This window comes from Streptomyces rimosus subsp. rimosus, from assembly GCF_000720725.1.
GTDB classification, from domain to species: Bacteria; Actinomycetota; Actinomycetes; order Streptomycetales; family Streptomycetaceae; genus Streptomyces; species Streptomyces rimosus_A.
In genome coordinates this window covers 1-11634 of record NZ_JOCQ01000013.1, presented here as the reverse complement: position 1 = coordinate 11634, position 11634 = coordinate 1, and the positions used below count along the sequence as shown (strand labels likewise).

12 protein-coding genes are annotated in these 11634 nt (G+C 73.1%); 4 read left to right on the top strand and 8 right to left on the bottom strand.

Annotated elements, in window-relative coordinates:
- Positions 1 to 179: 179 nt before the first annotated feature.
- The 7 genes from IH45_RS01000000143400 to IH45_RS0109390 all read right to left on the bottom strand — a co-directional run bounded on the left by IH45_RS01000000143400 (position 180) and on the right by IH45_RS0109390 (position 7892).
- Positions 180 to 410, bottom strand: coding sequence for a hypothetical protein (locus tag IH45_RS01000000143400; RefSeq protein WP_050514691.1), 231 nt, complete (start codon positions 408 to 410; stop codon positions 180 to 182).
- A 231-nt stretch (positions 411 to 641) separates the two neighbouring features.
- The gene (locus IH45_RS01000000143395) at positions 642 to 1349 is read right to left on the bottom strand and encodes a hypothetical protein (RefSeq protein ID WP_234440480.1); all 708 of its coding nucleotides are present in this window, start codon (positions 1347 to 1349) and stop codon (positions 642 to 644) included.
- A complete protein-coding gene (locus tag IH45_RS0109410) occupies positions 1346 to 3013 on the bottom strand; it encodes a sensor histidine kinase (protein ID WP_199810648.1) in 1668 nt (555 codons plus the stop codon). Before IH45_RS0109410 ends, IH45_RS01000000143395 begins: the two co-directional genes overlap by 4 nt.
- Positions 3014 to 3063: 50 nt before the next feature.
- A complete protein-coding gene (locus IH45_RS0109405) occupies positions 3064 to 3795 on the bottom strand; it encodes a response regulator transcription factor (RefSeq protein WP_030664363.1) in 732 nt (243 codons plus the stop codon).
- Positions 3796 to 3989: 194 nt separating this feature from the next.
- The gene (locus IH45_RS0109400) at positions 3990 to 5534 is read right to left on the bottom strand and encodes an AMP-binding protein (protein WP_030664361.1); all 1545 of its coding nucleotides are present in this window, start codon (positions 5532 to 5534) and stop codon (positions 3990 to 3992) included.
- Between the two features lie 190 nt (positions 5535 to 5724).
- A complete protein-coding gene (locus IH45_RS0109395; protein ID WP_030664360.1) occupies positions 5725 to 6627 on the bottom strand; it encodes an imine reductase family protein in 903 nt (300 codons plus the stop codon).
- A gap of 365 nt (positions 6628 to 6992) precedes the next feature.
- Positions 6993 to 7892 carry a Gfo/Idh/MocA family protein gene (locus tag IH45_RS0109390; RefSeq protein ID WP_199810647.1) on the bottom strand — a complete coding sequence of 300 codons (900 nt, stop codon included), beginning with the start codon at positions 7890 to 7892 and terminating at the stop codon, positions 6993 to 6995.
- Positions 7893 to 8209: 317 nt separating this feature from the next.
- Here IH45_RS0109390 and IH45_RS0109385 point away from each other — a divergent pair, with 317 nt between their 5' ends.
- From IH45_RS0109385 to IH45_RS0109370, 4 genes are all read left to right on the top strand, one after another.
- Positions 8210 to 9139: a trypsin-like serine peptidase gene (locus tag IH45_RS0109385; RefSeq protein ID WP_030664355.1), complete on the top strand. Its 930-nt coding sequence runs from the start codon at positions 8210 to 8212 to the stop codon at positions 9137 to 9139.
- 59 nt (positions 9140 to 9198) lie between these two features.
- Positions 9199 to 9465 (top strand): carboxypeptidase-like regulatory domain-containing protein, encoded by a 267-nt coding sequence (locus IH45_RS0109380; protein WP_030664352.1) that lies wholly within the window; start codon positions 9199 to 9201, stop codon positions 9463 to 9465.
- 103 nt (positions 9466 to 9568) lie between these two features.
- Positions 9569 to 10195 carry a rhomboid-like protein gene (locus IH45_RS0109375; RefSeq protein ID WP_030664350.1) on the top strand — a complete coding sequence of 209 codons (627 nt, stop codon included), beginning with the start codon at positions 9569 to 9571 and terminating at the stop codon, positions 10193 to 10195.
- A gap of 245 nt (positions 10196 to 10440) precedes the next feature.
- Positions 10441 to 11049, top strand: coding sequence for a winged helix-turn-helix domain-containing protein (locus IH45_RS0109370; protein ID WP_030664347.1), 609 nt, complete (start codon positions 10441 to 10443; stop codon positions 11047 to 11049).
- Here IH45_RS0109370 and IH45_RS0109365 read toward each other — a convergent pair.
- Positions 11025 to 11634 (bottom strand): lysophospholipid acyltransferase family protein (locus IH45_RS0109365; protein WP_032917088.1); only part of this gene is annotated, 610 nt, incomplete at its 5' end. The two genes, IH45_RS0109370 and IH45_RS0109365, sit on opposite strands and share 25 nt — an antisense overlap.

Sequence of the window (11634 nt, the reverse complement as noted above, 5' to 3'; positions counted from 1 at the left end):
TTCGCGCCGTCGACGGGCACGACGTGCGGCCCCTCCCGGGTCAGGGCCGGGAGGGGCCGCCGGGGCCGGTCGGCCGCGCTCAGAGGCGGCGGAGGCCCGGTAGGTCAGGTGATGTGATCAGGGTCGGTTGGAGTCGTCGCTCGTGTTCGCGCGCAGTCGGCGGCGCGGCGCCTGCCGGTTCAGCGGGCGTTCTCAATGATCAGGGAGCGGACCAGGCGGCAGGTCGTGTTGGAGGGCGGGTGCACTCCGATACGGGCCGCGGTGGTGCGGATGGTGCGGTTACGGGCCCGCTCCGGGGTGTAGACACCACCGTCGAGCAGGGCTATCGCCAGGCGCATGGCTTTCAGGCGGCGGTTGTGGGCTTCGTACCACTCACGCGGGAGTCCGGCGGGCAGCGGCTTCTTGACCATCGGGGTGTGGCGGACCACCCGGCGCGCGGCGGCCTTCCCATAGGTGGTCCTCTTCGCAACGGCGGTGTTCTTGGACGGTGCGGCTACGGCCATCGGCAACCTCCTGGGTCGGCACGGAGACAGTCCTGGACTGCTCCCTTTCTGCCTCCAATTTTAGTGCCGACCACTGACAAAGCCCCCTGGTCAGGGAGTACTTCGGGGGTGGCCCGAGCGGTGGTGCGGGAGTCGGCGTCAGCTCGTTCCCGGGGCGCCGGTGCCGCTCGGGGCGGGGGTGCCGGAATCGTCCGGAGCGGCAGTGCGGGAGCCCTCCGGAGCGGGGGTACGGGAGCCTCCCGGAGCGGGGGTACGGAAGCCCTCCGGGCCGGTGGCCGGGAGGGCGATGCCGTTGCTGGAGCAGCGCACCGTCCACGGCTCGCCCCCGCTCCCCGGCTCGTACATGCGCACATCGACCTCGGTGGCCGGGCGCCCGCCCGGGATGGCGGCGTTGGCCGCGGTGCACGCGATCTGGTGGACGGCCGCCGCCTCCATCCGGGACACCGGCACGGGCAGGTGGACGCTCACCGCGCCGTTCGCGGGTACGGCGGTCAGCCGGCCCGGCATCGGTGGCACCACACTGACCAGCCCGCGCGCCCGCTCCGCCTCGGTCGGCCCCTTGACCAGCAGGTCCAGGGCTTCCTGCGGTCCGACCGGGCCGTCGGCCGGGCGGGCGGCCGCGTGGATGCCGAGGGGCGAGACGAAGAAGATGCGGGCGGTGTACGTGGCGGTACCCGGCTGCCGGATGCCCTGCGCGGGAGCGCCGGCCTGGACGTAGCCGGTGGAGCTGATGCCGCAGCCGGTGAGGAGGAGGGCCAGGAAGAGGAGCAAGGCGGAAAGGGCGGCTGTGTACAGGAGGGGCGTCGTGGAAGGGGCGGTCCGCGCCGCTCGGATGGGGCTCCTCATGGGCGGCCGTCCTCGGTCTCGGTCTCGGGTGCAGGAGCGGTGACATCCGGCCCATCGCCGCCCGGCCCGTACTCCCCGCCCGGCCTGCCCGGTCGGTTCTCCCCGCCCGGCCTGCCCGGCCCGTCCTGCTCCCCCGGCTCCTCCCCGTCCAACGGGTCCACCGGCACCTCCACCGTGAACACCGCTCCCCCGCCCGGCGCGTTGGCCGCGCGCAGGGTGCCCCCGTGCAGCCGTACGTTCTCCATCGCGATGGCCAGGCCCAGGCCGCTGCCGCTGGAGCGGGCGCGGGCGGCGTCGGCTTTGTAGAAGCGGTCGAAGACGTGCGGGAGGGCTTGCGGGTCGATGCCGGGGCCCTGGTCGGCCACGTCGATACAGAGCCGTCCCGACGTTGCGTACGCGGTCAGCCGTACCGGTGTACCGCCGTGCCGCAGTGCGTTGCCGACCAGATTGGCCACCACCACGTCGATGCGGCGCGGGTCGAAGCGGGCCCGCAGGCCCTCGGGGAGGACGGTCTCGACCTGGTCCTGCCAGCCGCGCAGCTGGAGCGTCTTGCGGAGCGCCATGGCGACATCGATCTCGTCGAGATGCAGATCGGCGGCGCCCGCGTCAAAGCGCGAGACCTCTATCAGGTCCTCCACCATGCGGGCGAGTTTGGTGGTCTCGTCGCTGATCAGACGTACGGCGTCGGCGGTGTCGGGGTCCAGCCGGGCGGCGTCCTCGTCGAGGACTTCGGTCACGGCGGACATGGCCGCCAGCGGAGTGCGCAGCTCGTGCGAGACATCGGCGGCGAAGCGCCGGGCGTTGGCCTCCATGCGGCGCAGTTCGGCGTCGTCCTTCTCCAGGGCGCGGGCCATTTCGTTGAAGGTGACGGTCAGCTCGGCGAGTTCGTCGCGGCCGGTCACCGGGGACCGGGTGTCCAGCTCGCCGGAGGTGATGCGTTCGGCCGCTTCCCGCAGGCGGCGGACCGGCCGCAGCACGCGGCGGGCGGCGAACAGCGCGGGTACGACGGCCAGCGCGAGCGCGGGCAGTGCGCCCGCCTGGGCGGCGGTGACCAGGGCGTCGATGTCGGTCTTCTCGTCGGCGAGGCTGAACTCGGCGTAGACGACGAGCCCGGAGGGCTTGCCCTTCCCGGGAGCGGGGGAAGGCGTAGCGGACCCGGCCGGCCCAGAGGCCCCCGAATCCCCTGAAGCCCCTGAAGCCCCTGAAGCCCCCGCGTCGGTGTAGTCCACCGGCACGCCGATCGCCAGCCAGGGCCGCCCCCCGCGGTCGACGCGCTGGAAGACCGGCGCGTGATGGGCGCGCACCGACGCGCGCAGGCCGTCCGTGACCGCGTCGCGGTCGTCGCGCCACGGCTGCGGGACGACCGGGCCGTCCTCGTACTGCGCGTACGTGTGCCAGTTGCGGGAGCCGCCCGCGCGATCGAGCTGGACGACGAGGTTCTGCAGGTCCTCGCGCCGGGGCGGGAAGGGCAGGTCGGGCCCCAGGGATTCCATCTGGGCCCGCAGGTCGTGCACGGCCGTGTTCTGGGTGCGGGCCAGTATCGCGGTACGGGCCTGCCGGAAGGTGAGCGCCGCGGTGATCAGCGCGCTGAGCGCGGAGACGATGAGGAAGCCGACGACGAGGCGGGTGCGCAGTCCGCGCAGCCGGGTGTACGCGGCGGCCAGCCGCTCCCGGCCCCGCGTCGGCGCGGTCCCTCCCGGGGACGTGCGGGTGCTCACAAGGGTCCGAACCGGTAGCCGAACCCCCGTACCGTCTGTACGTACACGGGTGCGCGCGAGTCGTCCTCGATCTTGGCGCGGAGCCGCATGACGCACGCGTCCACCAGCCGTACGTCCCCGTAGAAGCTGTGCTCCCAGACCTGTTCGAGGAGCTGCTGGCGGCTGAAGACCTGACCCGGCGAGTCGGACAGGAACAGCAGCAGCTTCAGCTCGCTGGGGGCCAGCACGACTTCCCTGCCGTTCTTGGCGACCAGCAGCGCCGAACGGTCGACGGTCAGCGCCCCGTACGTCTGCGAGGAGGAGGCGGTGGCACCGGGCGGCCCGGGCTCCCGCGCGCCGGCCCCGGCCCCGTCCCCTTCCCCCGGCAGCGCCACCCGCCGCAGCACCGCCCGCATCCGCGCCTGGAGCACTTCGCCGCTGGCGGGCTTGACCACGTAGTCGTCCGCGCCGGCCTCCAGCCCCACGACCATGTCGATGTCGTCGCCGCGCGCGGACAGGATGATGATCGGGATCTGCTGTTTCTCACGGATGCGGCGGCACACCTCCAGGCCGCTCATGCCGGGCAGCATCAGGTCCAGCAGCACCAGCTCCGGACGGAAGCGGTCCAGCGCGAGGAGGCCGGTCTCCCCGCTGGCGGCCGCCTCGACCTCGTGCCCGCGGCGGCGGAGCGCGAGGTGGACGCCCTTGCGTACGGCGGGGTCGTCCTCGATCAGCAGCACACGGGTCATGGGGCGGGGCTCTCCGAAGCGGGCCGGGCGGACGCTCGTCGAAAGCGTACGGCGAGGAAGGGGTCCGACCATGGTGCGCGGCGCTCATGACGCCGTGTCTCGCATTGTGTGAGGAATTGATGACGGTCGCGGCCCACCCGGCCCGGTGAGCCCCTACACCCCCGTACCCCTTGAGCCCCTATGCCCCGTACCCCTTACCCCCGCCCCGCCATCTCCCCCTTGAGCCGCTTCTTGTCCGGCTTGCCGACCGAGGTGAGCGGGATGCCGTCCACCAGGTGCACGGCCCGCGGCGCGTACATCGCGCCCTTGTGCGCCACGACGAAGTCGATGATTCCCGCGGGGTCGGCCGTGCGCCCCGGCGCGGGGACGACGGCGCAGTGCACCTCCTCGACCTCGTCCGCGGTGCGTACGCCGAAGACCGCGCACTGCGCGATGTCCGGGTGGGTGTGCAGCAGGTCCTCCAGCTCGCCCGGATAGACATGGCCGCCCACCACGATGATCATCTCCTTGACCCGGTCCATCAGGTAGAGATAGCCGTCCGCGTCCCGGTAACCGACGTCGCCGGTGCGCACCCAGCCGTCGCGGATCACTTGAGCGGTCAGCTCGGGCTGCTTCCAGTAGCCGGTCATCACGCCCCCGGAGCGGACGTACACCTCGCCGCTGGCGTCCGGCGGCAGGCGGCGGTCGTGCTCGTCGCGGATCTCGATGTCCACGCCGGGTGCGGGACGGCCGACGGTGATCTGCCCGCCCCGCCCGGTGATGGCGTGCTCCGCCGGATTCACCTCGGTGAGCAGCAAGGTCTCGGACTGCCCGTACAGGCCGTAGAGGACCGGCCCGAAGACGTCCAGGGCCTGCCGCAGCCGGGAGGGGGACGCCGGGCAGCCGCCGTAGCTGATGCGGGTGAGGCTGCTGAGGTCGGTGGTGGGGAGATCGGGGTGATCGAGGAGTTCGTAGAGGAGGGGCGGCAGCAGCCATACGTGGGTGATGCGCTCGCGGGCGATCGCGGCGAGGACCGCGCCGGGCTCGAAGCGGTCCTGGAGGACGACGCTGCCGCCCGCGGCCAGCGTCATGTCGGCGATCGTTCCGGCGAGGTGGGTGAGCGAGGTGCAGGCGAGCAGGCGGGGCGGGTCGCCGGCCCCTTCGAAGGAGTGGGCCAGCAACGCCGCGTACGGGCCGTGTGCCGTCCGGATGCCCTTGGGGACGCCGGTGGTGCCGCCCGTGTAGCGGATGCACCAGTCCTCGTCGGCGCGGGCCGCGCTCTCGACCGTACGGCCCGACGGGCGGGCGGCGGCCAGCGCGGTCAGGTCCCCGGCGTCCAGGCCCGTGCCGCCGGGGCCCAGCGTCAGGACGTCCGGCCCGGGTCCCTCCAGGTGGGAGAGGAGTTCCGCGGCGGGCTTGGCCGATTCCGGCCCGACGAGGAGCAGCACGGTCTCCGCGCTCTCCACGAGGCGCGCCTGGGTTTCCGGGGCCTGCCCCTCGTAGAGCAGCACGATCCGGCCGCCCAGCAGGTTGACCGCGTACCGGGCGGACAGGGCCTCCGGCCGGTTCCCGGCCAGTATCGCGACCGTACGGTCGCGCTCGATGCCGCGGTCGGCCAGCTCCGCCGCCATCCGGTGCACGCTGTCGTGGAGCTCGGCGGCGGTGACGTGCCGCCCCTCGGCCGTGGTCAGTACCGGGCGTTCGGGGCGGTCGGTCAGGTTCTGCAGGATGGTCTCGACGTAACTCGTGAACGCGGCCATGAGCTGCGCCTCCTTGTCGTACGTGATCGAGCTTCGCGGTGCGCGAAGGGCGCGATCACGACGTTAGGCGGCATCGCTGATGCCTTCCAAGACCAAAATCGGCATGTAGGCATAGCAGTTCGGACATGAGGTGGCAAGCCTTCCGAGGGGGGGACGGCCGAGAGCTCCCCGCCCCCCACACCGGAATCCGCTAACGCACCGACGTCCTTGGGTCCTTGATGCCTTCCACCAGCCGCGTGACACTCTCCGTTCCGTGCCCCTCGGAGATCTGGCGGCGTATCAGCTCCAGCACCGGAAGCAGGACATCCGCGCCGATGCCCGCTTCCCGGCTGGTGTGTACGAGGTGTGCCACGGCCGCCTCGTTGAAATCGAGGCTCTGGACGTCGGTGCGGTAGTCGCCCGAGTCGAGGAAGTCGGCCATGGCGGGCATCCCGAGGGTCATGGCGTTGAGCCACGGTACGGCGAGTTCCGTGAACTCCTTCGCGGAGACGCCCGCGGTGCCGACCAGTGCCGCGCCGTGCAGGAATCCCCCGAACATGGTGTACATGGCCGTCAGCAGACCGACGTCGTACAGCGGCGCCGTGCCCGGGTCGGTGCCGAGATGGGTGGCCGAGCCGAGCCGTTCGAGCAGGCCCAGGTGGGCGGTGAAGAGGGCCTGCGGGCCGCTGTAGAGGAGCATCGACTGCGGGCCGCCGACCAGCACGGGGACGGTCATGATGGCGCCGCTGAGGTGCGCGATGCCGTGCTCGTCCGCCCAGGCCGCGGTGGCGCGGGCGTCCGCCGGGGAGACGGTGGTCAGGTTGATCACCGTACGGCCGGCGAGCCGGTCCGCGAGCGGGGTGAGCACGTCGCTTACGGACCGGTGGTCCATGAGGCAGACGACGGTGACCGGGGAGGCCACGACCGCCTCGGCGGCGGTGGCGGCGAGGGTGGCACCGGCCGCCACGAGGGCGTCGGCGCGGCCCGGGGTGCGGTTCCAGACGGTGGTCGGGTGGCCGCCCGCCAGGAAGGCGGCGGCCAGGGCGCGGCCCATGGCGCCGAGGCCGAGGACGGTGACCGGGGTGGGCTCTGCGCTGAGAGCGTTGGATGTCACGGACAACTCCGGAAAAGCGGTGAGGACAGGCAGGGACAGGTGCGGCGCGCCGGGGAAAATCCTCGCGCCCCGCCCGCCGGGCCGCAATTACCTACTTGAAAGTGGGGTACTTACCCGGAGGTGAGTGAGGAGGCCCGGCGACCGCTCGCAACGCCGTCCGGGAATCCGCCCGCAGTCGCCCGCTCTACCCGCCGCACCATGGGCCTCCATACCTTTGGCCAATCGTTTTCCACCGTTACGGTGACGCTATGGGCGGCCCCGCCGAATAACGTGGGCAGCTCTTTTGTCCATTTCCGCACCGCCACCTTGCCGTAGCACCGCGGAATGGAGCTGCCCAAAGGAGAATGCCGTTCCCGCTTCCTGCATCACCCCGCCCCCTCGAACGACGCCTCCGCCGCCGCCAGCACCTCCGTCACCCGCAGCCCGAACCGCGCGTCGCACGCGTGCCCCTCACCGCTGCGCACGGAGGCGAGCAGGGCGTCCACGGCGCGTTCGTAGGCGACTTCCGGGCCGTCCTGGCGGCGTGGCAGCGACGTGGCGCCCGAGGTCCCGTACAGCGTGACGGACACGCCGGAGGCCGCCCGCGGCGCGGTCAGGCTGACCGTCGCGGAACTCGCGGCACCGCCCGCGTGCCGCAGCGTGAGCAGCACCGTGTCGCCGGGGCCGCGGGTGGCCGTGACGCGCTCGGCGTCCCCGAGGACGGGCAGCAGCAGGGACAGTGCGTGCGGGCCGACGTCCCAGAGGGCGCCCTTTTCGCGGCGCCAGGGCGAGGCCGCGTACGGGCTGTCGCTGTCCGCCGCGAAGACCGAGCCGAGCCAGTCGGCGTGCGCGGTGAACCAGCCGCCGGCCGCGGCGGCCCGGTCGGTCCACTCCCCCTCGGCGATGCCGAAGCGCGCGGTGAAGAACACGATCGAGGCGACGCCCGCCCGCTCGGCCGCCTCGGCCACCGCCCGCGCCTCCGCGACGGTGGTGGCGACCGGCTTGTCCAGGAGGAGGTGGCGGCCGGCCCCGGCGGCCCGTACGGCGAGGTCCGCCTGGACGGACGGCGGCAGCGCGATGGCGAGGGCGTCGGTGTCGGCGAACAGGTCCTCCGGGGTCGCGTACGGGCGGGTGCCGTGGCTCTCGGCCAGCGCCGCGGCGGCTTCCGGGCGGCGCCCCCACACGCCCGTGAAGGCGACGTTGGGGTGGGCGGCGAGGGCGGGGGCGTGCACGTGCCGGGCCCAGGGGCCGGTGCCGAGGAGTCCGATGCGCAAGGTCGTCGTCATGTCCGCCAGTGTGCCCGCGTGCCTGCTCGCGCGCGGGCGCCGCGCGCGCTGTGGCGCGAACGGCACGGGTCCGCAAGGTCCGGCGGTGCCCGTTCTCGGTGCGGAAGTTCCGCGCGGTGAAGGCGTCCCGATTTCCGGGACCGTCTCGTGCTGTTGTCGGGGCCTTTCGGGACGGATGACGTAGCAGAGGGCCATCCACAAGAATTCGCCGCATCTTGCGTTGTCCACCCCCGGGGACCGGCAGTACAAGGAAGAGGACTCCTTCCAGGAGGACTCCCACAGTGCACCGCGAGAACCGAGAGGCCCGGTGACAAGCAATGCCGATCGAGTTCCACACCGCCGTCTCGAACGAGCCGGAAGAACAGCAGGTCGTATTCACTGCAGAGGAGTTGGCGGTTCAGGCGCCGTCCGAGGGGCCGCAGGGCGACGCGGCCAGGGCGACCGCGGACGGCCTGGAGAACGTGCGCGGCTACACCCGTCCCGAGGGCACGCCGGAACAGCTGTGGCAGCCGCCGACCGCCGCGCTGCCGGACATCGGCGAGGCGTCCTTCGGCCCGCCCCCGGTCGCCGCCGAGACCGTGCACGGTCCGGACGACCGGGTCCAGATCACCGACACGTCCGTCTACCCGTGGCGGGTGCACTGCTCGCTGCTGATCACCGCGGCGGACAACTCCCGCTGGATCGGCACCGGCTGGTTCATCGGCCCGCACACCCTGGCCACCGCCGGGCACGTCGTCTACATCAAGAACAGCGGCGTCGCCGGTCGCGACGGCTGGGTCAAGAGCATCAACGTGATGCCGGGCCGCAACGGCAACACCCTCCCGTACGGCGTCGTGACCAGCACCAGCTTCCGTACGGTCAACGGCTGGGCCAACAACGGCGACGAGAACTACGACTACGGCGCGATCATCCTGCCCAACAACCTGGGCAACACGACAGGCTGGTTCGGCTTCGGCGTGTGGTCCGACGCCGACCTGCTCAAGACGGTCGGCAACATCTCCGGCTACCCGGGCGACAAGCCGGCCGGCACCCAGTGGTACGACGCGCGCGGCGTCGCCTCCGTCGGCCCGCGCAAGGTGTACTACGACATCGACACGGCGGGCGGCCAGAGCGGCAGCTCCGTCTACCACTTCTACAACGGCGGCCGGTACGGCATCGCGATCCACGCGTACGGCGGTGCGGTCACCAACTCCGGCACCCGGATCACCACGCCGGTGTACAACAACTACGTGGCGTGGAAGGCGTGACCGCAGGGCACGAGTGACGCGACCGTACGGCATCAGCGAACGCAACGAAAGGTCCCGGTATGGCGGTGATCTCCGGAGTCGTGGTGGACGCGGACGGCCGGGCCGTCCCGGACGCCCGGGTGTACCTCGCCGCGGGCCCGGGATCCTTCCCGGACGTGGCCGCGCTCACCGACACCGAAGGCCGCTTCACCCTCTCCGCCGGCGCCGACGGCCGCTACACCGTCGAGTGCCGGTCGGAGCGGGGCGGCGGCGTGGCGCAGACCGCCGGGACCTCGGTCACGGTGCGCGGCGGCTCGGCCGAGCCGGTGGAGATCCGGCTCGGCTGAGCGGGCCCGGTGATCCGGTCCCGGCCCATCGGTCCCGGCCAACCGGCCCCGGACCATCGGTCCCGCCCGCTGTCACACCTGGCCTCCAGGGATGATGGAGGGCATGAAAGCGCCCTCCGCCTACGCTCCCTGGCTCACCCCGCTGTACGTCGGCGCCGTCCAGCTCGGCGCGTACGCCACCGCGCGGATGCCCGCGCACGAGCGCGCCGAGCTGCTGCGCGCGCACTCCACCAATGTCCACAATCTGCGTGCGGGCCGCTGGCGGACGCTGGCGACCAGCGCCGTGTTCGTCGAGAGCCCGCTGCCCGTCCCGTACGGGCTCGCGCTGCTCGCGGCGCTCGGCACGGCCGAGGCGGCGTGGGGCACCCGGCGGGCGGCCGGGATGTTCGCCGCCGGGCACATCGGCGCCAGCGTGCTCGTGTACGGCGGGCTGCGGGCGGCCCGCGCGCTCTCCCACGAGTACGTCACCCCCGACACCGAGCGGGCCGTGGACGTGGGCGCGAGTTACGGCTTCTACGCCACGGTGGGCGCGCTCGCCGTGTCCGTACCGCACCGCGGGGTACGGGCCGCGGCCACGGCGGGACTGCTGGCGCTGGGCGCGCACCCGGTCCTGCGCCGGGAGCGGGACTTCACGGACGTGGGCCATCTGACGGCCTTGCTGCTGGGTATGGGCGCGGGCGCCGTGTTCAAGGCCCGCCGCCGGGCCCGGTCCGGGCGGCAGGACACCTGAAGGACAGAACACCGGCGGTCTGGTTGAATGGGGGCATGGCCAGCCTTACCGAAACCGCGACGGGTCGCAGCGACCTTGAGCCTTTCTGGCCGTCCCGGCAGGGGCATCACTTCGACCGCCTGTGTTGCCGCGCGCACTGAGCGCGGGCCCGCACACGCCTCTCCGACGCCTTCGCAGCGTCCCCAGCCCTGCCCGCGCGCACGACGTCCACCGACGCCCCCACTGCGCGAAAGAGCTGACCGATCATGACGAACGTCCGTACCCTTCCCGCCACTTCCGCGAAGTCCGCCGCCGCCTCCCCGCCCGCCGCCGCGCCCGGACGCCAGCGCCTGCGCGCCGTGGCGCCCGACGAACTGCCACCCGTCGCCGACCTGCTCACCTCGGGCGCTACCTGGCTCCCCGCGCCGCAGCACAGCCTGCCCGTGCTGCCGGGGCAGCCGGCCATGGTCGGCTACCTCGTCCTGGTCCCGGCGGAGTCGGTACCGGCCGCGGCGGCCCCGGCGGCCGTGCCGGGAGCGCCGGGCCCCACCGCGGACGCCGACACCCCCGCCGCGCCCACGACCGGTGACGCGACCGTACGCATCGACCCCGAGCAGCGGACCGTGCACGTCCACGGCCGCCCGCTGGACCTGACGTACCTCGAATTCGAGCTGCTCGCCCACCTCGTCGCGCACCCGCACCGGGTGCACACCCGCGACCAGCTGGTGACCACGGTGTGGGGGTACGGGCACGTCGGCGACGGACGGACGGTCGACGTCCATGTGGCCCGGCTGCGCCGCAAGTTGGGCGCGGACGTGCGGGCGTCGATCGTGACCGTACGCCGCGTCGGCTACAAGTACGTACCGAGCGCCTGACCCGGCGCGGGCGCGGCGCTCACCCGGCACGCACCCGGCGCGTACCGGACCGGCTCCCGGACGGTGCGGGAGACGGCGGCGCGGGCGAGGTCCGCCAGCGTGCGCCGGTCGTGCGCGCCGGGTTGCGGAAGCAGTGGCGGGTGCACGGTGACGCGTACGGTCAGGCCGCGCGCGCCGACCACCCGCCGCACGGAGGACAGGAACTCCTCGTCGCCGAGGAAGCCCGCGACCGTGCTGGGCATCCCCAGCTGCTCGTACGCGATGGTCACCGGCCGTACGGGGGCGCCCGCGTCCAGCGCGGCCTGGAAGGTGGCGCGGCGGAACGCGCCGTGCGCCACCGAGCACCAGGTGGTGGCCTGCGGGAACGCGGCCACCGACCGGCCGGAGCGCAGCAGGTCCGCCAACGCGGCGACGCTCGCGGGCAGTTGGCGCGGGCTGGCGCGGTCGATGAAGCGGGTGCCGGCGCGGCGGGCGAGGGTGCCGACCAGCGGCCAGTCGCCGACCTCGCGCTTGGCGAGCAGGGTCACCGGCTCGACGGCGAGCAGGGCGGGGATGTCCAGCCAGGAGATGTGGTTGGCGACGACG